This window comes from Pseudomonas sp. GD03858 (assembly GCF_029840925.1).
In the GTDB taxonomy this organism is placed as follows: Bacteria; Pseudomonadota; Gammaproteobacteria; order Pseudomonadales; family Pseudomonadaceae; genus Aquipseudomonas.
Genome location: NZ_JAOCDM010000013.1, coordinates 44,669 through 66,107, shown reverse-complemented (window position 1 = coordinate 66,107; position 21,439 = coordinate 44,669). Strand labels below are relative to the sequence as shown.

Below are 21,439 nucleotides of genomic sequence, written 5' to 3'. Positions count from 1 at the left end.
CCACCGTTAATACCACGACCAAGAAAAAGACCAACGAGGTGTCGACATGCGTCATTTGCCCATCCTGATCCCCGCAACCTTCGCCCTGCTGTTCGGCGCCACCGTCCAGGCCAAGCCGACGGTGAGCGTGTACAACTGGACCGACTACATCGGCGACACCACCCTGGCCGATTTCCAGGCCAGCAGCGGGATCAAGGTGGTCTATGACGTGTTCGACTCCAACGAGACCCTGGAGGGCAAGCTGCTGGCCGGACGTACCGGCTACGACGTGGTCGTGCCCTCCAACCATTTCCTCGCCCGCCAGGCCCAGGCCGGCGCGTTCCTGCCGCTGGATCGCGACAAGCTGCCGAACTGGCGGCATCTGGACCCGAAACTGCTCAAGCAGCTGGAACAGAACGACCCCGGCAACGAGTACGCCGTGCCTTACCTGTGGGGCACCAATGGCATCGGCTACAACGTCGACAAGGTCAAGGCGGTGCTGGGCATCGACAAGGTCGACTCCTGGGCGGTGTTGTTCGAAGCCGAGAACCTGAAGAAGCTCAAGCAGTGCGGGGTGGCGTTCATGGACTCGCCCGACGAACTGTTCCCGGCCATGCTCAACTACCTGGGCCTGGACCCACGCAGCGAAAAGGCCGATGACTACCGCAAGGCCGAAGCCCGCCTGCTGGAGCTGCGCCCGTACATCACCTACTTCCACTCCTCCAAATACGTCTCGGACCTGGCCAACGGTGATGTCTGCGTGGCCTTCGGCTACTCCGGCGATGTGCTGCAGGCCGCGCACCGCGCCGAGGAAGCTGGCAACGGCGTCAAGGTTGCCTACAGCATTCCCAAGGAAGGCAGCAACATCTGGTTCGACCTGCTGGCCATCCCCAAGGACGCCAAGAACCCCGAGCAGGCGCTGGCGTTCATCAACTACCTGATGGACCCCAAGGTGATCGCCAAGGTCAGCGCCTCGGTCGGCTACGCCAACGCCAATCCGGATGCCAAGGCGTTCATGGACGACAGCCTGGTGGAAAACCCCGAGATCTACCCGCCCCAGGAAGTGCTGGATCGGCTGTATGTGTCGACGATGCAGAGCCCAGGGATCCTGCGGCAGATGACCCGCTCCTGGAGCAAGATCAAATCCAACCGCTGAGCCGAGCACAGCCATGCCGAACATGAATGAACATACTGCGTCCTACTACGCCGCCACGGCGCGTCAAGGCACGCCCTACCCGATGCTCGACCAGGACCTGCACGCCGATGTCTGCGTCGTCGGTGGCGGCCTGACCGGGGTCAACGCCGCCCTGGAGCTGGCCGAGCGCGGCTTGTCGGTGATCCTGCTGGAGGCGCGTCGCGTCGGCTGGGGCGCCAGCGGACGCAACGGTGGCCAGTTGATCCGTGGTATCGGCCATGACGTGTCGGGCTTTGCCCGCCACGTTGGCCAGGATGGCGTGCGCTACCTCAAGCAGGCCGGCATCGACTCGGTGGCCCTGGTGGCCGATCGCATCAAGCAGTACGACATTGCCTGCGACCTGCGCTGGGGCTTCTGCGAGCTGGCCAACACGCCCGCGCAGTTCGCCGCGTTCGAAGACGAACAGCGCGACCTCGCCGAGCTGGGGTATCGCCACGAAACGCGTCTGGTCGCCCCCGAGCGCATGCGCGAGATCGTCGCCAGCGACCTCTACGCAGGCGGCCTGGTGGACATGGGCTCGGGCCATCTGCACCCGCTCGACCTGGTCCAGGGCGAAGCCCGTGCCGCCCACGGCCTGGGCGTGCGCATCTTCGAGCAAAGCCCGGTGCTGCGCATCGAGCATGGCCGCACCGTGACCCTGCACACCGCGCGCGGCAAGGTGCGGGCGCAAAGCCTGATCCTGGGCTGCAATGCCCACCTCGACGAACTGGAGCCGCGCCTGAGCGGCAAGGTGCTGCCGGCCGGCAGCTACGTGGTGGCCAGCGAGCCATTGCCAGAAGCCCTGGCGCGCACGCTGATCCCGCAGAACATGGCGCTGTGCGACCAGAAGGTCGGCCTGGACTACTACCGACTGACCGCCGACAACCGCCTGCTGTTCGGCGGCGCCTGTCACTACTCCGGGCGCGACCCCAGGGACATCGGCGCCTACATGCGGCCCAAGGTGCTCAAGGTGTTTCCGCAGCTGGCCGAGGTGCGCCTGGATTACCAGTGGGGCGGCATGATCGGCATCACCGCCAACCGCTTCCCCCAGGTCGGCCGGTTGAGCCAGCACCCCAACGTGTTCTATGCCCAAGGCTACTCGGGGCACGGGCTGAACGTCACCCACTGGACCGCCAGGCTGCTGGCCGAGGCGATTGCAACCGAGCACAGCTACGGCTTCGATGTGTTCAGCGCCGTGCCGCACCTGACCTTCCCCGGTGGCAAGGCCTTGCGCTCGCCGCTGCTGGCACTGGGCATGCTCTGGTACCGGCTGCGCGAGACGCTGGGCTGAGCGCGGCGGTGCTCAGAGAATGGCTTGCAGACCCTTGTCGGCGATGATGTTGAGCAGCTTCAGGGCCGGTCCCGCGGGCCGTGTCTCGCCCTGCTCCCACTTGCGCACCGTGGAGGCACTGGTGTGCAGGTGCAGGGCGAACACCGGCTGGCTGAAATTCAACGCCTCGCGCAGGCGCCTGATGTCCTGGGCACTGAATGCGCGGACCGGCGCCGGGCAGATCGCCTGGAAATCGCGCAGCGTGACTTTACCGATCGCGCCCGCCTGCTCGAGGGCCGTCAGGTCGGCGCGTAACGATTCAATGAGTTCGCTGGTCACAGTGGACCTCCATCAATACGCCGCAATCCAGGGCCTTGGCCACGTCATGCGGTGACAATTCCAGAAATACCTTGCCGGTGAACTGCAAGGCCTTTTGCTCGCCTGGCGTGACATTGGCCAGGTCGCTTTTGGCAAAACCGTGGAGAAATACGTATCGGCTGCCGATGCGTGCCGATAGCAACGTGCGATATCCACCGCGCTTGCCGCCGCCATGGCCCGCTACGCGCTTCTTGAACAACAGCCCGCCAAGGCTGGCGTCCACCAGTCCGCTCTGCATCTCCACGACCGCCTGGCACAGCATCCAGTCCGGCAGACATTCCCTGAGCTGCCAACGGGCGAATTCCCTGCGCTTGTACACTTCCATGTCGGACGCTCCAAAACCATACCCGTAAAGGGCATACTTTTCCAGCCTCGAACATAAATGAACAGTCGTCCCGCTCGGGCAGTGCGGTGGGAAACCGCAACCGCAGCTCGCCAGAATGCTGGCCTTCGGCCCAGCACCTGCTAGCGTTGTCCTGGCCATTTCTCTCATGGACCCCGTCATCATGAAGCGACTGCCTCGCACCACCCTGCTGTGTGCCGCCCTGCTGGCCCTGGTTGCCTGTTCCAGCAATCGGGTCGACCCCAAGGACTATTCCGGCTTTCTCCAGGACTACAGCCGCCTGAAGCCAGCCGAGAGCATCTCCGGCGCGCCGGTGATGCGCTGGATCGACCCGGACGTCAAGGCCAGTCAGTACACCAAGGTGTTCATCGAGCCGAGCCAGTTCTATCCCAAGCCGCAGCCGACCGCCGTGATCTCGGCGCAGACCCTCCAGGCAATCACCCGCTACTTCAACGAGGCCATGCGCCGCGAGCTGGGCAGCGTGCTCACCCTGGTCAAGGAACCAGGGCCGAACACCATCGTGGTACGTCCGGCGATCACCGCCGTCTCTACCAGCACCGAGGGCCTCAAGCCCTATGAAGTGATTCCCATCGCCCTGGTCGCCGCGGCGGTCAATACCGCCGCAGGTGGTCGCGACCAGGCCGTGGACGTGGCGGTGGAAGCCGCCTTCCTCGATGGCGCCAGCCAGAAGGTACTGGCGCAGGTGGTGCGCAAGGGCAGCGGCAAGGAGCTGGAGAACGACAGCACCCAGCTGACCTTGAACGACGTCAAGCCGGTGCTCGATGGCTGGGCCAGCGACATGCGCCGCAGCTTCGTGGCGTTGCAGCAAAAGGCCAAGTGATCGGAGCCTGATCCGTCCTGCCGGCGCCCATCCATGAATGTATGCCGGCAGGCAGGGTCTTTCGTCAGGCAACGAAGCTGTAGACGATCGCCGACAACGTGATCAGACCGATCAGCACCACGAACACGTTCGACAAGCGCCCCGAGTATTGCCGCAGCGCGGGCACCTTGTGCACGGCGTACATCGGCATCAGGAACAGCAGGCAGGCGATCACCGGACCACCCAGGCTCTCGATCAGACCGAGGATGCTCGGGTTCACGGTCGCCACCGCCCAGCAGGTCACCAGCATGAACAGCGCCGTGGCGCGCTCCAGGCGCTTGGCCGGCCAGGTCTTGCCACGGCCGCGCAGGCTCTTGACGATCATGCCCTGGAAACCTTCGCTGGCACCGATGTAATGGCCGAGGAAGGACTTGGTGATCGCCACCAACGCGATCAGCGGCGCGACGAAGGCGATCACCGGCGTCTGGAAGTGGTTCGCCAGGTACGACAGGATCGAGATGTTCTGCGCCTTGGCCGCGGCCAGATCAGCAGGGCTGAGGGCCAGCACGCAGCTGAAGCAGAAGAACATCACCGTCAGCACCATCATCACGTGAGCCGTGGCCAGGGTGCGACCACTCTTGCGGTCGGCGTCGGCGCCGTAGCGGTGCTTCTGGTCGACGGCGAAGGCCGAGATGATCGGCGAGTGGTTGAACGAGAACACCATCACCGGGATCGCCAGCCACAGGGTCAGCAGCAGCTTCGAGACGCTGATGCCTTCGTTGGCCTGGGCGAAGAAAGCGCCGTTCCAGTTGGGGATGAGGCTCAGGGCCAGCAACAGCAGCGATGCGACGAAGGGGTACACCAGCAGGCTCATGGCCTTGACGATCAGCTGCTGACCGCAACGCACCACGATCATCAGCCCGCAGATCAGCAGCAACGCCAGCAGTGCCCGGGGCGGCGCGCCGATATGCAGCTGGTGTTCGAAGAAACTGGTCAGGGTGTTGGTCAGCGCCACGCTGTAGACCAGCAGGATCGGGAAGATGGCGAAGAAGTACAGCAAGGTGATCAGCTTGCCGGCGCCCACGCCGAAGTGCTCTTCGACGACCTCGGTGATGTCCTCGTTGCCGCCTTTGCGACCGGACAGCACGAAACGGGTCAGGGCCCGATGGGCGAAGAAGGTCATGGGGAAAGCCAGCAAGGCCAGGATCAGCAGCGGCCAGAAGCCCCCTACCCCGGCATTGATCGGCAGGAACAGGGTACCGGCGCCGATCGCCGTACCGTACAGGCCCAGTGCCCAGGTGGTGTCGTGACGGTTCCAGGTGGTAGTGCCCGTGGCCGCAGCCTGGGCAGCCGAATCCGCACGAATGCTCGTGGTGCTTTGTACATCAGTCATGGGTATCGCCTTTGTAGTTGTTTTTGTCGCAGGTACAGCGGGTGTTGCAGGTTGATACCGCCCCCTGTAGGAGCGGCCTTGTGCCGCGAAAGGGCTACACGGCAGCCCCAGATTTCAGAGTGATATGAGGATCGCCGGGGCCGCTTTGCAGCCTTTCGCGGCACGAGGCCGCTCCTGCAGCGCAGCCATCAGCACTCGACGAACGCGACGGCCAGGCCGCCGCGCGAGGTTTCCTTGTAGTTGGCGTGCATGTCCGCGCCGGTGTCGCGCATGGTACGGATCACCCGGTCGAGGGAGATGAAGTGCTCGCCGTCGCCGCGCAGGGCCATCTGCACGGCGTTGATCGCCTTCACCGCGGCGATCGCGTTGCGCTCGATGCATGGCACCTGGACCAGGCCACCGACCGGATCGCAGGTCAGCCCCAGGTTGTGCTCCAGGGCGATCTCGGCGGCGTTCTCCAGTTGCGGCGGCGTCGCGCCAAGCACTTCGGCGAGGCCAGCGGCAGCCATGGAGCAGGCCGAACCCACCTCGCCCTGGCAGCCGACCTCGGCGCCGGAGATCGAGGCGTTCTTCTTGCACAGGATGCCCACCGCCGCCGCCGCCAGGAGGAACGCCACCACGTCATCGTCACAGGCGCCGGGATTGAACTTCATGTAGTAGTGCAGCACCGCCGGGATGATTCCCGCCGCTCCATTGGTGGGCGCGGTGACCATGCGCCCGCCTGCGGCGTTCTCCTCGTTGACCGCCAGGGCGAACAGGTTCACCCACTCCATGGCGCTCAGGGTCGAGCCGATCACGTTGGGCTTGCCGATCTCCTGCAGGCTGCGGTGCAGACGCGCCGCCCGGCGCTTGACCTTGAGCCCGCCAGGCAGGATGCCTTCATTGCGCAGGCCATTGTTGACGCATTCGCCCATGGCCGCCCAGATCTTCAGCAGCCCCGCGCGCACCTCGCTTTCCGGGCGCCAGGCGCACTCGTTGGCCAGCATCAGCTGGCTGACGCTGAGGTCGTGGGCCTTGCACAGCGCGAGCAGTTCGTCGCCGCTGGAAAACTCATAGGGCAATTCGACCTGGCTCGCGTCGCGCTGCGGCGCGTCGATCTCGCTTTGCTCGACGATGAAACCGCCGCCCACGGAATAATAGGTCTGGCTGAACAGGCTGCCCTGCTCGTCGAAACTCTCGAGGGTCATCGCATTGGGGTGATAGGCCAGGTTTTCGTCGAGCAGGCGCATGTCACGGCCATACTGGAACTCGATGGGCTGGCTGCCGTCGAGCATCAGGCATTGCTCCTGCATCAGCTGATCGATGCGCGGTTCGATGCTGTGCGGATCGATCCGGTCTGGCCACTGCCCCATCAACCCGAGCAGGCAGGCACGGTCCGTGGCATGCCCGACGCCGGTGGCCGACAGCGACCCATAGAGACGCACCTCGACACGCCTCACCTGGGCCAGCAGACCGCGCTCGCGCAGTGCCTGGGCAAAGGTCGCCGCGGCGCGCATGGGGCCGACGGTATGGGAGCTGGACGGGCCGATGCCAATCTTGAAAAGGTCGAAAACACTGATAGCCATGCTAATGCCTGACCGTGACAGCGAACTGACGTGCGCCACGGCTCTCTGGAAAAATTGAACGTTAATGCAAAGTTGCGCGATACTGCCGCGCCAAGCTCGGCTTGACCAACGAAACTTTCTACACAAGCCTTTAGCAGGACTAAACGATGAGAGGGCCACTCAATGGCCAGGTGTTCGTCTGGCTGCACGTGTTCTCCTGTGCGGCGCGGCACCTGTCGTTCACCCGCTGCGCCGAAGAACTGCACATTACCCCCGGCGCGGTGAGCCAACAGATGCGGCAGCTGGAAGAGCGCCTGGGCTTTCGCCTGTTCCTGCGCCGAGCCCGAGGCGTGGAGCTGTCCGCCGAAGGGCAGCGCCTGGCGCAGACCGTGACCGAGGCCTATGGCAGCATCGAGGCCGAGCTGCTGCGCCTGGACGCCGGCGAAATCCGCGGCACCCTGCGCCTGCGCTCGATCCCCTCGTTCCTGGCCAAATGGTTGACGCCACGCCTGCCGCGCTTCCAGCAGCGCTACCCGGACATCGAACTGCGCCTGGTGGCCGAGGACAGCAACCAGGCCCTGCACCCGGACGACTTCGACCTGGCCATCGACCTCAACGACGGCAGCTACCCGGGCATGCTCTCCACCCCGCTGCTGGACGAGCAGATCTTTCCGGTCTGCTCCCCCGCGCTGCTGCGCGGCCGGCCACCGCTGCACGGCCCCGGCGACCTGGCGCACTATCCGTTGCTGCACGACATCACCGCCTGGCGCGGCAGCTCGGAGTACGCCGAATGGGAGTTCTATCTGGACGGAATCGGCGCCAGCGGGCTGGATGTGCGCCGTGGACATACCTTCAACCGTAATCACCTGACCATCGAGGCGGCCATCGCCGGCGTCGGCGTGGCCATCGCCCGACGCACCCTGCTCAATGACGAACTGGAGCGGGGTGCGTTGATCGTGCCGTTCGGCGTGCCGATCGCCAACCACAAGCGCTATGTGCTGCTTTATCCACCGGGCGGGCTGAGCCAGCCAGGCGCACGCGCGGTGCATGACTGGCTCGTGGAAGAGGCGCAAGGCTTTCGGGCATTGTGGGAGCGCGCCGCGCCACATTGACCGACCAGACACGAGTCATCCACGCAGGGCCATCGTGCCCACCGCAAAAGCCCCCGAAAATTGGTCCAATGTTGGTCACTTGAATAGTTGGGGCCGCTCTGTGCCCCTTCGCGGGTAAACCCGCTCCCACCCTGTGGGAGCGGGTTTACCCGCGAAGGGCTGCAATGCAGCCCAGATAAACGCCAGATATTCTTATGTAATCAATCAGCCTTGCCCACCGGCATCGGCTGCGCCGCCAGAACACTGGCGGGAGTGACGATCTGTCCCAGGTCGATATGACGGAAATCCGGCTTGGCTCCCAAGCGTGCATTGAAGCGCACGTTGAAGGTGAACGGATCCTCGGTCGGCATATCCAGTGAGCGACCGTACAGCGCGCTCACCTGAGCACCGTCATACCCCATCAGTTTGAGCAGCGTGGGGAACAGGTTGTAGTGACTGGAGGCGTTGCGGTTGACCTCCAGGTGCCCCTGCCAGTCGAGCGTTCTCAGCCCCTGCCCCTGAATCACCACCAATGGCACCAAGCCTTCCTCCGGCACCGGATCGCTGTCGCAGTGGGTATTGAGCCCCGGGTTGCCACGCTCATGCAGGTCCTGGCCATGGTCGGAGGTATAGAGCACCACGGCCTGGCTCAGATCGGCCTCGGCGAACAGGCGCCGGAAGAACTCGCCGACGTTCCACAGCACGGTGTTCTGGTAGGCGTTGCGGTACAACACCCAGTCCTGGGAAGTGCCGTCGAAGCCATCACGCGTGCCGGTGTCGGCGATGTCGACGAAGCGACCGCGAGGCAGGGCCGGCTGGTACTTGAGAAAATCGTCGGGATACTTGTCATGCACCGGGAAGTGCGCACCGACCTTGTTCACCACGATCAGTTGCGCCTTGCCGTCCTTGAGCAACTCGACCAGTTTCGCCTGCGCCGCCATGTCACGCTGCACGACGGGCGTCTCGTCGAACTGGATGAATTGGTCGATGTCGCGTTTTTCGGCGGCGTCCATCAGGTTCTGCAGGTTGCCGTTGGTGCGCTGGCCATCGATGTAGATCGTGCCCAGGCCCGCGCGCTTGGCGTACTGCCAGATCGACGGCTGGGTCGAGTTGATGCGCAGGTAGTCGCCTCGCGTCCCGCCATAGCGCAGGGTGACGTTGGTATCGGCGCTGCAGTTGGCGATGGACGCGGCATAGCCAAAATTGACGATACTCACCCCAGGCTGGGCTTGCGCCAGGTGACTGGTGACCCCAAGGGGGGTGTTCAGGTCCAGGTAGTTGCCGGAAATGCTCTCGTCGATCAGCAGCACGATGTCCCGCGCCATGGGCGGGCCGGATTGCGCCAGGGTCACCGGCTGGCGCGGTCCGACATGATCGTGCAGGGACTCATAGCTGAACAGGCTCAGGTAGGCCAGCGGGGTATACATCACTGGCAATCCGCGAGCCCCCTCGCCCGCCCGCACGAACAGGATCGCGATCAGCACCAGCAGGGCCAACACCGGCGCCAACGGCGGCAACACGCTCGGCAGACGGGGCCTGGCGCCGGGGCGCAGGCCGAGGCCCAGCAGCAGCAACAGCGCCCGCGCCGCGGCCAGGGTGATAGCGTAGTGGTACTGCTGCAGCGCCTCCTGCACGAAGCCGCCGGCATAGACCATGGAAACGAACGCGCTATAGGTCAGGTAGGAATCGGTGATGCGGGCATAAGCATCGAGAAACACCGCACTGACCGCGAAGACCACGGCCAAGGACCAGCGCAGCCAGCCAGGGCGCGTGAAGGCCGCCAGCAGCAGGGCCCCGGCCAATACCGCGAAGACGCCCAGGTACAGCACCAGTGCCAGGCCAATACCCAAGGCTTCTATGCGCTCCAGGTAATAGGCATGAAAGCTGCCCAGATAGGCGAGCAACAGCAGAATCTTGATCCATCCGCGCATGTTTTCGGCCACTCCGGTCATGGAATTCTCCTCAAACCGTAGCAGCTGTGAAACAAACCACAACGTGAAAAAGTCAATTTTCCGACGATATCCCAGCTCTGGAATCTGGCACCTGTCGCAAGCTGCTGTTGATTATCCCTATCGTCTGCAACCCGCTTATTTAGCCGCATTGAACCGTTCATCGGTTCGTCGAACGGCCAATTGCCACTAGCTATGTTCGCTAAGACCCGGATTGGAAACGGGTTGGTGGCAGATGGCCCGTTTTGCTGGGGTCTGTAAATTCGACGAAACATGCCATTGCTTTGACGCAAATCCTCCCAGCTGAGCTATACCGAATTCACACCACTGTTTCATCTCCCTTACTCATCCATTCGAGGCACTGCGCATGGACGTGAGCGTTTTTGGCACCGGTTATGTAGGACTGGTACAGGCAGCAGCCCTGGCGGACGTTGGCCACAGGGTGCTGTGCGTGGATGTCGATACCCACAAGATCAATCAGTTGCGCCAAGGCGTCCCGCCCATCAGCGAGCCCGGCCTGTCGGACCTGCTCGAGGACAACATCAAGGAAGGCCGCCTGCTGTTCAGCACCCAGGCCAGCGATGCGGTCAGCCATGCCGAGCTGATCTTCATCGCCGTCGGCACGCCACCCGACGAAGACGGCTCGGCGGACCTGACCCATGTGCTCAACGTCACCCGGCAGATCGCCGCGCTGATGGAGACCGACCATACCCTGATCATCAAGTCCACCGTGCCGGTAGGCACCGCCGATCAGGTCATGGCCCTGGCCCGCGACGAGCTGCAGCGCCTGGGCAAGAGCCAGTTGCAGGTGCGCGTGGTGTCCAACCCCGAGTTTCTCAAGGAAGGCAGCGCCCTGGCCGACTGCATGCGCCCGGACCGGATCATCGTCGGCACCCTCGACGAAGTCGCCCATGACCAGCTGGCCGAACTGTACGCGCCGTTCTGCCGCAATCACGAAAAGCTGATGTTCATGGACAACCGCAGCGCCGAGCTGACCAAGTACGCCGCCAATGCCATGCTCGCCACCCGCATCAGCTTCATGAACGAGCTGGCCAACCTCAGCGAGCACCTGGGCGCCGATATCGAGGCGGTCCGTCGCGGCATCGGCTCCGACCCGCGCATCGGCTACCACTTCATCTATCCCGGCTGCGGTTTCGGCGGTTCGTGCTTCCCCAAGGACATCAAGGCCCTGCTGCACACCGCCGCCCACAGCGGCATGCCACTGCGCCTGCTGCAGAGCGTCAGCGAAGTCAACGACCAGCAGCGGCGCATTCTGTTCGCCAAGCTCAAGCAGCGCCTGGGCGGCCTGGCAGGCAAGGCCATCGCCCTCTGGGGGCTGGCCTTCAAGCCCAACACCGACGACATGCGCGAGGCACCCAGCCGCTACCTGATGGAAGCACTGTGGGCCGAAGGCGCCACCGTGCGCGCCTACGACCCCGAGGCCATGGACGAGTGTCGGCGCCTGTACGGCTACCGTGACGATCTGCATCTGTGCGCCACCCGCGACGACACCGTGCAGGACGCCGATGCCCTGGTGATCTGCACCGAATGGAAGAACTTTCGCGTGGTCGACTTCTCGATGCTCGCCGACAAGCTGCGCGCGCGGGTGATCGTCGATGGCCGCAACCTGTACAACCCCGAGCAGGTCGCCGCCCACGGCCTGCACTACAGCGGCATCGGCCTGCGCCAGGTCAGCCCCACGGCGGATGCGCCATGAAGGTGCTGGTCACCGGCGCGGCCGGTTTCATCGGTGCCCACACCAGCCGTCAGCTGCTGCTCGACGGCCACCAGGTGGTGGGGCTGGACAGCTTCAACGATTACTACGATCCGTCGCTCAAGCACGCCCGCGTGCACTGGGTACGACAGACGGCCGGCGACTTCACGCTGCATCGCCTGGACCTGAGCGACCGCGATGGCATGGCCAGGCTGTTCGCCAACGAGCGCCCCGAGGTGGTGGTGCACCTGGCGGCCCAGGCCGGCGTGCGCTACTCGCTGCAGAACCCGCAGGCCTACCTGGACAGCAACCTGGCGGGCTTTCTCAACATCCTCGAGGGCTGCCGCCGTCACCCGGTGCGCCATCTGCTGTACGCCTCGTCCAGTTCGGTCTATGGCGCCAACCAGCGCACGCCCTATCGGGTGGAGGACGCGGTGGACCATCCACTGTCGCTGTACGCCGCCACCAAGAAAGCCAACGAGGCCATGGCCCATAGCTACAGCCATCTGTTCGGCATCCCTTGCAGCGGCCTGCGGTTCTTCACCGTGTATGGCCCCTGGGGCCGTCCTGACATGTCGCCCATGCAGTTCGCCCGGGCCATCAGCGAAGGCCGGCCGATCCAGCTGTTCAACCATGGTCGCCACCAGCGCGACTTCACCTACATCGACGATATCGTCGAAAGCCTGGTGCGGCTGATCCCCCTGCCGCCGGTCGCCGACCCGCAGTGGGACGCCTTCGCCGCAGATGCCGCGAGCAGCCACGCGCCCTGGCGGCTGTACAACATCGGTGGGCAGCGCCCGGTAGAGCTGCTCGACTACCTGGCCCTGCTGGAAAAGCACCTGCGCCGCAAAGCGGTGATCGAGCTGATGCCGCTGCAGCCGGGCGATGTGCTGGCCACCTGCGCCGATGCCAGCGCCCTGGCCAGGGTCACCGGTTTCACCCCACAGATAGGCCTTGATGAAGGGCTCGGGCGCTTCGTCGCCTGGTTCAAGAGTTACTACTCGCCCGCCGCCAGCGAAGCGGCGCCCACGGGCGAGCAGCCAGATCAGCGGAGGGCGGTATGACAGGACAACCCAAGAGCGCGCAACTGCAGGCGCTGTACCAGGACAAACGCATGGACCCGGCGCATCGGCAGCGCATCGATGCGGCCATTCACATGCAGGGCCGCGGCTGGATCACCGGGCGCGCGGGTGGTCGACCGTGGACCCTGTCGCGGACCAACCGCGTGCTGTCGTGCCTGGCCGCGCTGACCCTGCTGCTGTTGCTGTCGCCGCTGTTCCTGGCGCTGGCGGTGCTGATCAAACGTTCGAGCCCAGGCCCGGTGTTCTTCGTGCAGAAACGCACCGGTTACCGTGGCCGCGCCTTCGGCATGTTCAAGTTCCGCACCATGGTCGCCAACGCCGAAGCGCTGAAAGACTCGCTGCGCCATCTGAACAAGCACGGCGCCGACTCGATCGACTTCAAGATCGACAAGGACCCGCGCATCACCTCGATCGGCGGCTGGCTGCGGCGCAGCAGCCTGGACGAGCTGCCCAACCTGATCAACGTGGTCACCGGCGACATGCGCCTGGTCGGTCCGCGCCCCACTTCGTTCAACGCCTACCGCTACCACGACAGCCACCTCGCGCGGCTGTCGATCTACCCGGGCATGACCGGCCTGTGGCAGATCTCCGGGCGCAGCAACATCGACTTCGACCAACGCGTAGAGCTGGACCTTAGCTACATCAACGAACAGAGCCTGATGCTGGACCTGAAGATCCTGCTCAAGACCCCGTTCAAAGTCTTCACTGGCCACGGAGCAAGCTGAGATGGACGGTTCAACTTCAAGAAGCCTGACGATCGCTACCCCAAGCGAAACCAACCTGACCGCCACCGTGCTCGACCTCGACCAGCGCACCCTGCTGCTGACCGCGGCCAACACCGGCAGTGGCACCAGCACCAGCGCCCTGGCCTTCGCCAGCCAGCTGGCACTGATGAGCGCGGGCAACGTGCTGCTGATCGATGCCAGCCTGACCCCCGGCGGCCTCAGCCAGCAGCTGGGCCTGACCAAGCTGCGCGGCTACAGCGACCTGCTGTTCGACCAGGACACCCCGCCCCTGGCCCAGGACTGCATCGTGCGCCTGTCCGACCAGCCGTTCGACGTGCTGCCGGTGGGCACCTGGAAACGCGGCCGCGACCGCCTCGACCACGAACAGTTGCGCGTACTGCTGCAACAGCTGAGCAACCAGTACCGCTTCGTGGTGATCGACGGTGAAGCCATCTACGCCAGCGCCGACAGCCTGGTAATCGGCACCCTGGTCGACGGCGTGATCCTGGTGGTCACCGCCGAGGAAACCCGCTGGGAAGTTGCCCAGGCCGCCGCCCAACGCCTGACCCAGGCCGGCGCGCGCCTGATCGGCAGCGTGTTCAACAAGCGCAAGTACTACATGCCCAAGTGGCTGTACGACAACCTCTGAGAGGCCGCACAGGATGAACGCCATGAGATACCCATCGATTGCCCTGTGCGTGCTGGCCCTGACCGGCTGCGCCAGCCAGGAAAGCCGCGAGATGCCGGTGCAGATCCTCACCGCGCCGGCGGCGGAGAGCCAGGCCACGGAGGTTGCCCGGCGCGAGCAGGTGCTGCGCCCGCAAGACGTGCTGGAAGTGATCTTCCATGTCAGCAACCGCTCCGCGGGGGTCTACCGCATCCAGTCCGGCGACACCCTGGACCTGAACTTCATGGCCGCCAGCGGCCTGAACGGCAACCAGCTGGTGCAGCCCGACGGCACCATCACCCTGCCCAGCACCAACTCGGCGGTACGCGTCGAGGGCATGACCCCGGGCCAGGCTGAAAGCGCGATCCGCCAGGCCTATCAGGACAAGCGGGTGTTCAAGCCCAACCGCGACCAGGTCACCGTGCGGGTGCTGAGCCCGATGACCGACGAAATCAACCTGAAGAACGCCCTGACCCACCCCGGCACCGGCATGAGCCGCGACATCACCGTGGGCAACGACGGTCGCGCCACCTTCCCGGAAATCGGTTCGGTGCCGCTGCAGGGCATGACCGTCAACCAGCTGCGCGACTACCTCAACGAGCGCTATGCCAGCCTGCCCGGACGCATGAGCGTGGACGTGCTGCTCAAGTCCACCGCCGCCAACGAGATCTATGTGCTCGGCGAAGTCGGCCAGCCCGGCGCCTTCCAGATCCGCCGCCCGGTCTCGGTGCTCGAGGCACTGACCCTGGCCCGAGGCCCGACCCTCAAGGCCAAGCTCGGCTCGGTGGTGATCATGCGCCGCGAAGGCAACACCGTTCACGCCGTCAACTATGACGTCGACCAGGCGCTCTCCGGCGGCAGCCAGAAACTCGCCTACCTGCAGCCCGAAGACATGCTCTATGTGCCCAAGACCAAGCTGGCCAGCGCCGCCGAGCTGTCCCGGCAACTGGCCGACGTGGTGCTGTTCCAGGGCTTCGGCTTCAGCTTCAGCTACCGCGTAGACAACAAAGAAAGCGACGACTGACCGGGGGACGGACCATGACCACGCAACCGAAAGAAAACTATGTGCATGAGTTCTTCCGCATCTTCTTCGCCAACCGCCAGTTGGTGAAGCGGGTGTTCCTGGTGTTCGCGGTGATCGCCGTGCTGTTGCCGCTGGTGCTCAAGCAAAGCTACGACATCACCGCCGAAGTCATCGTGCAGTCGAAGAAGCTCTCGCAGAGCGACACCACCTCGGCGCTGGGCCAGCAGGCCGACCAGTTCATCCCACCGTCGCTGGCCGACATGGAGACCGAGAGCAACATCCTGCGCTCGCCCACCCTGATCCGCCAGACCCTCGGCGAGCTGCGCAAGGAGGGGCACTACCCCGACGAACCCGGCCTGCTGCGCCGCGCCCTGATCGATCCGCTGCGCCATGGCGTGATCGAGCCGCTGCACCGGGTGTTCGGCAACAACGTGGCCGATGACCGCGATACCCAGCTCGACGCCCTCACCGACCAGGCGGTCAAGGATCTCAAGGTGGAAACCCTGCCTGGCTCCAACGTGATCTCGATCACCTACAGCGCCGACGATGCGAAACTGGGCACGCTGTTCGTCAGCCGCCTGCTCGATAACTTCCTGACCAACCGCCAGGACCTGCAATCCAACGAGTTGCCCGAAGCCTTCTATGAACAGAAGAAGCTGCACTACCAGGCTCGCCTGGGTGACCTGGAAAGCCAGCGCCTGGGCCTGCTGACCGCCATCGGCTCGTCGGACCCCAAGGAAGAGATCACCTTCCGCCTCAATGCCATCAACACCGAGGAACAGGCGCTCAACCTGCAACGTGATCGCCAGCTGCAGAACCAGAAGTGGCTCGATTACCTGCAGACCAGCCTGGCCGCGGCCAGCAAGGCGAAGATGGCCGACTACGCGTTCCCCTACACCTTCACCACCACGGTCGACAACGTGGCCTTCGAGGACCGCGAGATCAAGCAGCTCGGCGAGCAGCTGACCACCCTGCTGGCCCGCTACAACGGCGATGCCACGGTATTCCAGCCAGGTTCCGACCAGATGGTGCTGGCCCGCCAGCAGATCGCCCAGTTGCGCGCGCAGTTCCTCAAGATCGTCGAGAACCGCATCCGTGAGCGGCAACAGGATCTGGCCGTGACCCAGCAGGTGATCAACCAGAAGACCCAACGCATCGCCGACTACACCGATCGCATCCACCAACTGCGCGAAACCCAGAGCAAGACCCGCCAGCTGGACACCGAGATCGACGCGCTGCACAAGGCCTTCTCCACCTATGCCCAGCGCTATGAGGAAAGCCGTGGCCAGGGCCTGCTCGATGGCAGCCAATCCAACGCGCGGATCCTCAGCGCACCTTACGAACCGGCCTCGGCGAGCTTCCCGAAACCTGGCCTGATCATTCCGTTCGGCCTGGTCACCGGCCTGTTGCTGGCCATCGCCGTGGTCTACGTCAAGGAGTTCTTCGACCACCGCTTCAAGCATCCGGCGCAGATCAGCCACGAACTGGGCCTGCCGGTGCTGCTGGTGATCAACGACCAGACCCCGGCCCTGCCCAACCCGCACAAGAGCTGGTCGCTGCCACGCCTGTGGCACTGGGTGCGCAATTGAACGCCGCGCTGCATGCCGGCAGCCGGCCGATCCTGCACCTGCTCGGCAGTGGCGGGTTCTACGGCGCCGAGCGCATGCTCCTGGACCATTGCCAGGCCACGCCCGGCCGGCATCGGGTGCTGTTCCTCGATGCCCCGGCCGATCTGGTGGCGCGTTTTCGCGAGGCCGGGGTCGAGTGCGACACCTGCCACGGATTGGGGGCGGTGCTCAAGGTACTCGGCGCGCAGCGCGGCCAACGTCCGTTGATCAACAGCCACAACTTCAAGGGCCAGCTGTTCGGTTGGATCGGCGCCACACTGTGGCGCCTGCCAATGGTCAGCACCCAGCATGGCTTCACCCCGCGCAGCCGCAAGCAGCGTTTCTATACCTGGCTGAGCCTGCAACTGTGCCGCACGCCGACGGTGGACACCGTGGTGTGCGTGGCCGAGAGCATCGCCCGCATCCACCGCGATGCTGGCGTGCCCGAGGCCAAGTTGCAGGTGATTCCCAACGGTCTGCCTGAAGCCCGCACGGCTGATGAAGATCATGTAGGAGCGGCCTTGCGTCGCGATGGGCCGCAAAGCGGCCCCAAGGCCACCCACGCCGATAAGTCAGGCACATCGGATTACCTAGCGGCGGCGGCCGCTTCGCGCCCGATCGCTACACAAGGCCGCTCCTACAGGGATTGCGATCACGACCCAAAACCCTGGCTCGCCGCCTACGTCGGCCGCCTGTCCAGCGAAAAAGGCCCCGACCTGTTCCTCGATACCCTGATCCCGGTGTGCCAGCGTCACCCGCAGGTCCACGCCGTGATGCTCGGCGAAGGCCCCGAACGCGAAACCCTGCAGGCCCGCATCGACGCCGCCGGTCTTGCCGGGCGCATCACCCTGCCGGGCTTCCAGCGCGACATGCGCGCCTGGATGAAACGCCTGGACGCCCTGGTCATCAGCTCGCGCACCGAAGGCACGCCGATGATCCTGCTCGAGGCCATGCAGGACGGCGTGCCAGTGGTGGCCTTCGGAGTCGGCGGCATCCCCGATGTCATCGAACATGGCCGCAACGGCCTGCTGGCCGCGCCCCTGGCCAGCGACGAGTTGGGCACGCACCTCGAGGCCCTGCTGCAGGACCCCGAGCAAGCCGCCGAACTGGTCGCCGGCGCACGCCAGACGCAACGCGAACGCTACCACCTGCCGACCCTGGCACAACGCTGGGCCCTGGTCTATCGGGGCACGGCCGAGGAGGTTGTCGCATGATCATTCCCCTGTCACTGGTGGCCTTGGTGGCCCTGCTGAGCCTGGGACTGCTGGCCAGCCCCTACCCGTTCCTGGCCCCCGGCGGCGTGATCGGCCTGGCCGGCGTGCTGGTGCTGTACCGCAAGCCGGCCTGGGGCCTGTTGGCCATCGCCACCCTGGTGCCACTGGAAGGGCTGCTCAAGGATGGCCTGGTGTCCGGCGCCAAGCTGGTGGGCATCGGCCTGGTGCTGATCCTCAGCCTGCAACTGGCGGTACGCCAGTTGCCCGGCGAGCGCCTGCGCAGCAACCAGTGGCGACTGCTGCTACCGTTCATGGCCCTGTACCTGCTGAGCCTGTGGGCCAGTGACGACCTGGCCCTGTCGGGCGGGCACCTGCGCGAACTGCTGGTGGGCCTGGTGGTGTTCGTCATCACCCTGCTGGTCGGTCGCGACCTCAACCTGCCGATGCTGGCCCGACTGATCACCGTCAGCGTCTGCGTCACCTGCCTGTTCGCGATCTTCTCCACCAAGTACCAGGAGCAAGGCCGTGCCTCGGCCATGCTCGACCCCAACGCCTTCGCCCTGCTGATCACCATCGCCATGCCGCTGGGGCTGTGGCTGGCGATCAAGGCCCGGCAGATCCCGGTCAAGCTGTTCTGGGCCGGCTGCTGCCTGCTGCTGCTGGTGGGCATGACCAAGACCGAATCGCGCTCTGGGCTGGTGGTGCTGCTGATCAGCCTGGGCATCGTGCTGTACAACTACCGCGAACAGCTGACACGCATTCGCCCGCGCCACCTGGGCTTCGCCATGCTCGGCCTGGCCATCGTCCTGCCCCTGGGCGTGGCCCTGATGCCGGCAGGCTATGCCGAGCGCATCCAGTCGCTGATGCTGCTCAAGTCCGGGGTCAACGCCCACCAGGACGAGTCCCTGGGCCGGCGCGCCTCCTACCTGGTGGTGGGCAAGGAGATGATCAGCCACAGCCCGCTGCTCGGCACCGGACCCGGCACGTTCCCGCTGCACTACGCCGACACGGGGTTCTCCAAGGCCTTCGCCCCGGTCAACAGCAAGACCACCGACCTCTACCGCCGCGCCCACAACACCTACCTGGAGCTGTTCAGCGAGGTCGGCCTGCCGGCGGGCTTGCTGTTCGTCGGCATGATCGCCCTGGCCCTGCGCAATTTCTGGCGCGCGCGCGCCGCCTTCCGCGCCGCCGGCGATCCTGACCAGGCCGACCTGATGACCCACCTGACCATGAGCATGCTGGCCATCGGCCTGTTCCTGATGTTCCTCAGCGCACCGAGCCACAAGTACCTGTGGCTGATGCTCGCGCTCTCCAGCGTGCTGCTCGGCCAGGCACGCGATCGGCAGTCCACGGAGGTGATCCGATGAGTCGGGTGAGCATCGTCATCCCGATGTTCAACGAGGCCCGCCATATCGGCCGCACGCTGGACGCCGCGCGCCGCTCGGCCAGCGCGGCGGGGCTGGCCTGCGAGCTGATCGTGGTGGACAACGGCTCCAGCGACGACGGCCCGCGGATCGCCCGCGAGCATGGCGCCCAGGTGCTGAGCCTGCCCGGCGTGGCCATCGGCGCCCTGCGCAATGCCGGCGTGCGCGCCAGCCAGGGGGAGTGGCTGGCGTTCCTCGATGCGGATATCGAAGTGCCCGAGCACTGGCTGGACCTGCTGCTGGACCTGCAACGCCGGGGCGATGGCGATGTCTTCGCCCTGGATTGCGACACCCCGCGCCATGCCCCGTGGTTCGCCCAGGCCTGGCAGCGCCGAACCCTGCGCACCGGCCAGACCGTGCAGGACAGCACCTGGCTGCCCACCCCCAACCTGCTGATGCGCCGTAGCTGGTTCGAGCAGGTCGGCGGTTTCGACGAACACCTGCGCACCGGCGAGGACAAGGACTTCACCCTGCGCCTGCACGAGTCCGGCGCGCGCCTGCGCGTGCTGCGCCAACCGGCGGTGCTGCACTGGGGCTTCGAGGCCAACTGGCGCGAATGGCTGGGCAAGGAGATGTGGCGACAGGGTAGCCACCTGCAATTGCTCCGCAGCCATGGCGTGAGCCTGCGCCTGCTGCGCTTCCCGATGCTTTCGGTGGGAGCCTGGATACTGGATGCCATGGCCCTGTCGGCGCTGCTCGATGGTTTCCCCCATGTGGCGCTGTTCCTGCTGTTGATCAGCGCCCTGCCCGCCCTGCTCCTGAGCCTGCGCCAGAGCCGCAGGCATCGCGACCTGCTACTGACGCTGCAGCTCTGGGGCCTGCACTGGCTGCGCCTGCACCTGGCGGGCGCGGCGTTCATCCTCAGCCTGTTCAACCGCACCGCAAGGAGGCCCGCCCGTGGCTGAGTTCATCTTCTGGCTTTGCCTGCTGCTGCCACTGTACGCCTGGGTTGGCTACCCGCTGCTGCTGACCCTGGCCGCGCCATTGTGCCCTCGGCGCACGCCAGGGCCGCTTGCCGCGCAACGGGTCAGCGTGGTGATCGCCGCGCACAACGAAGAGCGCCATATCGAGGCCAAGCTTGCCAGCGTGCTCGGCCAGGACTACCAGGCCGCCGAGCTGCAGGTGGTGGTCGCCAGCGACGGCTCCAGCGACCGCACCGTGGCCCTGGCCCGCGCGCTGTGCGATCCGCGGGTACTGGTGCTCGACTTGCCGCGCCTGGGCAAGGCCGACGCGCTGAACAGCGCCGTGCAGCACTGCACGGGCGAGTTGCTGGTGTTCACCGATGCCGACAACCAATGGTCGGCCAATACCCTTGGCCTGCTGCTGGCGCCTTTCGCCGACGAGCAGGTCGGTGGCACCGCCGGGCACATGATCATTCCCGACCCAGGCAAGGGCCTGAGCATCGGCGACAGCCTGTACCGTCACTACGAGGCCTGGGTACGCAAGGTGGAGAACCGCACCGGCTGCATGGTCTCGGCCGACGGCGCGCTGCTGGCCCTGCGCCGGGCGCTGTACCAGCCGATTCCCAGGCAGGTCAACGACGATTTCTTCATCAGCACCTGCGCCCCGGCCGCCGGCATGCGCATCGTCTATGTACCCGAGGCCGTGGTGCTTGACCAGGGCGTGGACCAAGCCGACAAGCAGTTCCGCCGCCGCCAGCGTGTCACCGTCGGCGGCCTGCTGAGCCTGGCCGCGCGCCGCGAGCTGCTCAACCCGGCGCGTCACGGCCTGTATGCCATCGCCCTGATCAGCCACAAGCTGATCCGCCGCCTGGCCCCGGTGCTGCTCCTGCCGCTGCTGCTGGCCAACCTGTGGCTGGCCGCCGAACCAGGCTTCTATCGCCTGACCCTGGCCCTGCAACTGCTCGGCTACGCCGCCGCCATCGCCGGCCTGCTCGACGCCCAGCGGCGTCTGCCGCGCCCGTTTCGCCTGGCCGCCTTCGTGCTGGTCACCTTCGCCGGCATGAGCGTGGGCCTGTGGCAGTTCCTGCGCGGGCACAGCTACAGCCAATGGAACCCCGACCAGAATCGATGAGCGACGG

The 21,439-nt window shown here is 65.5% G+C and carries 19 protein-coding genes; 14 read left to right on the top strand and 5 right to left on the bottom strand.

The window, feature by feature from the left end; translation table 11 throughout:
* Nucleotides 1–46 precede the first annotated feature (46 nt).
* Together N5D48_RS06175 and N5D48_RS06170 are read left to right on the top strand one after the other, a co-directional pair.
* Complete coding sequence (locus tag N5D48_RS06175) at nucleotides 47–1,135, top strand: polyamine ABC transporter substrate-binding protein (RefSeq protein ID WP_279882253.1); 1,089 nt, start codon at nucleotides 47–49, stop codon at nucleotides 1,133–1,135.
* A gap of 13 nt (nucleotides 1,136–1,148) precedes the next feature.
* Nucleotides 1,149–2,444 carry an FAD-binding oxidoreductase gene (locus tag N5D48_RS06170; RefSeq protein WP_279882251.1) on the top strand — a complete coding sequence of 432 codons (1,296 nt, stop codon included), beginning with the start codon at nucleotides 1,149–1,151 and terminating at the stop codon, nucleotides 2,442–2,444.
* A 12-nt stretch (nucleotides 2,445–2,456) separates the two neighbouring features.
* Here the strand turns inward: N5D48_RS06170 and N5D48_RS06165 are convergent, their stop codons facing one another.
* The gene (locus tag N5D48_RS06165; RefSeq protein WP_279882249.1) at nucleotides 2,457–2,762 is read right to left on the bottom strand and encodes a helix-turn-helix domain-containing protein; all 306 of its coding nucleotides are present in this window, start codon (nucleotides 2,760–2,762) and stop codon (nucleotides 2,457–2,459) included.
* A complete protein-coding gene (locus tag N5D48_RS06160; RefSeq protein ID WP_279882247.1) occupies nucleotides 2,743–3,126 on the bottom strand; it encodes a type II toxin-antitoxin system RelE/ParE family toxin in 384 nt (127 codons plus the stop codon). Before N5D48_RS06160 ends, N5D48_RS06165 begins: the two co-directional genes overlap by 20 nt.
* A 181-nt stretch (nucleotides 3,127–3,307) precedes the next feature.
* Here N5D48_RS06160 and N5D48_RS06155 point away from each other — a divergent pair, with 181 nt between their 5' ends.
* A complete protein-coding gene (locus tag N5D48_RS06155; protein WP_279882245.1) occupies nucleotides 3,308–3,985 on the top strand; it encodes a DUF3313 domain-containing protein in 678 nt (225 codons plus the stop codon).
* A gap of 64 nt (nucleotides 3,986–4,049) precedes the next feature.
* Here N5D48_RS06155 and N5D48_RS06150 read toward each other — a convergent pair whose 3' ends face one another.
* A complete protein-coding gene (locus N5D48_RS06150; RefSeq protein WP_279882243.1) occupies nucleotides 4,050–5,357 on the bottom strand; it encodes a serine/threonine transporter in 1,308 nt (435 codons plus the stop codon).
* Between the two features lie 188 nt (nucleotides 5,358–5,545).
* Entirely contained in the window at nucleotides 5,546–6,922 is a 1,377-nt protein-coding gene (locus N5D48_RS06145; protein WP_279882241.1) for an L-serine ammonia-lyase, read from the bottom strand.
* Nucleotides 6,923–7,068: 146 nt separating this feature from the next.
* Here N5D48_RS06145 and N5D48_RS06140 point away from each other — a divergent pair, with 146 nt between their 5' ends.
* On the top strand, nucleotides 7,069–8,013 hold the full coding sequence (locus N5D48_RS06140; protein WP_279882239.1) for a LysR substrate-binding domain-containing protein: 945 nt from the start codon (nucleotides 7,069–7,071) through the stop codon (nucleotides 8,011–8,013).
* A gap of 200 nt (nucleotides 8,014–8,213) precedes the next feature.
* Here N5D48_RS06140 and N5D48_RS06135 read toward each other — a convergent pair whose 3' ends face one another.
* Complete coding sequence (locus N5D48_RS06135) at nucleotides 8,214–9,923, bottom strand: sulfatase-like hydrolase/transferase (RefSeq protein WP_279882274.1); 1,710 nt, start codon at nucleotides 9,921–9,923, stop codon at nucleotides 8,214–8,216.
* A gap of 385 nt (nucleotides 9,924–10,308) precedes the next feature.
* Between N5D48_RS06135 and N5D48_RS06130 the strand changes: the two genes are divergently transcribed.
* From N5D48_RS06130 to N5D48_RS06085, 10 genes are all read left to right on the top strand, one after another.
* Nucleotides 10,309–11,658, top strand: coding sequence for a UDP-glucose/GDP-mannose dehydrogenase family protein (locus tag N5D48_RS06130; RefSeq protein ID WP_279882237.1), 1,350 nt, complete (start codon nucleotides 10,309–10,311; stop codon nucleotides 11,656–11,658).
* Nucleotides 11,655–12,719, top strand: coding sequence for an NAD-dependent epimerase (locus N5D48_RS06125; protein ID WP_279882235.1), 1,065 nt, complete (start codon nucleotides 11,655–11,657; stop codon nucleotides 12,717–12,719). Before N5D48_RS06130 ends, N5D48_RS06125 begins: the two co-directional genes overlap by 4 nt.
* A complete protein-coding gene (locus N5D48_RS06120) occupies nucleotides 12,716–13,462 on the top strand; it encodes a sugar transferase (RefSeq protein ID WP_279882234.1) in 747 nt (248 codons plus the stop codon). Before N5D48_RS06125 ends, N5D48_RS06120 begins: the two co-directional genes overlap by 4 nt.
* Nucleotide 13,463: 1 nt before the next feature.
* A complete protein-coding gene (locus tag N5D48_RS06115; protein WP_279882233.1) occupies nucleotides 13,464–14,111 on the top strand; it encodes a CpsD/CapB family tyrosine-protein kinase in 648 nt (215 codons plus the stop codon).
* Between the two features lie 22 nt (nucleotides 14,112–14,133).
* A complete protein-coding gene (locus N5D48_RS06110; protein ID WP_279882232.1) occupies nucleotides 14,134–15,153 on the top strand; it encodes a polysaccharide biosynthesis/export family protein in 1,020 nt (339 codons plus the stop codon).
* 14 nt (nucleotides 15,154–15,167) lie between these two features.
* Nucleotides 15,168–16,742, top strand: a complete 1,575-nt coding sequence (locus N5D48_RS06105) for a lipopolysaccharide biosynthesis protein (protein WP_279882231.1) — start codon at nucleotides 15,168–15,170, stop codon at nucleotides 16,740–16,742.
* Between the two features lie 74 nt (nucleotides 16,743–16,816).
* Nucleotides 16,817–17,974, top strand: coding sequence for a glycosyltransferase family 4 protein (locus tag N5D48_RS06100; RefSeq protein WP_279882272.1), 1,158 nt, complete (start codon nucleotides 16,817–16,819; stop codon nucleotides 17,972–17,974).
* Nucleotides 17,971–19,341, top strand: coding sequence for an O-antigen ligase family protein (locus tag N5D48_RS06095; protein ID WP_279882230.1), 1,371 nt, complete (start codon nucleotides 17,971–17,973; stop codon nucleotides 19,339–19,341). Before N5D48_RS06100 ends, N5D48_RS06095 begins: the two co-directional genes overlap by 4 nt.
* Nucleotides 19,338–20,303 (top strand): glycosyltransferase, encoded by a 966-nt coding sequence (locus tag N5D48_RS06090; RefSeq protein WP_279882229.1) that lies wholly within the window; start codon nucleotides 19,338–19,340, stop codon nucleotides 20,301–20,303. The genes N5D48_RS06095 and N5D48_RS06090 overlap by 4 nt, the downstream gene beginning before the upstream one ends.
* On the top strand, nucleotides 20,296–21,432 hold the full coding sequence (locus tag N5D48_RS06085; RefSeq protein WP_279882228.1) for a glycosyltransferase: 1,137 nt from the start codon (nucleotides 20,296–20,298) through the stop codon (nucleotides 21,430–21,432). Before N5D48_RS06090 ends, N5D48_RS06085 begins: the two co-directional genes overlap by 8 nt.
* Nucleotides 21,433–21,439 lie beyond the last annotated feature (7 nt).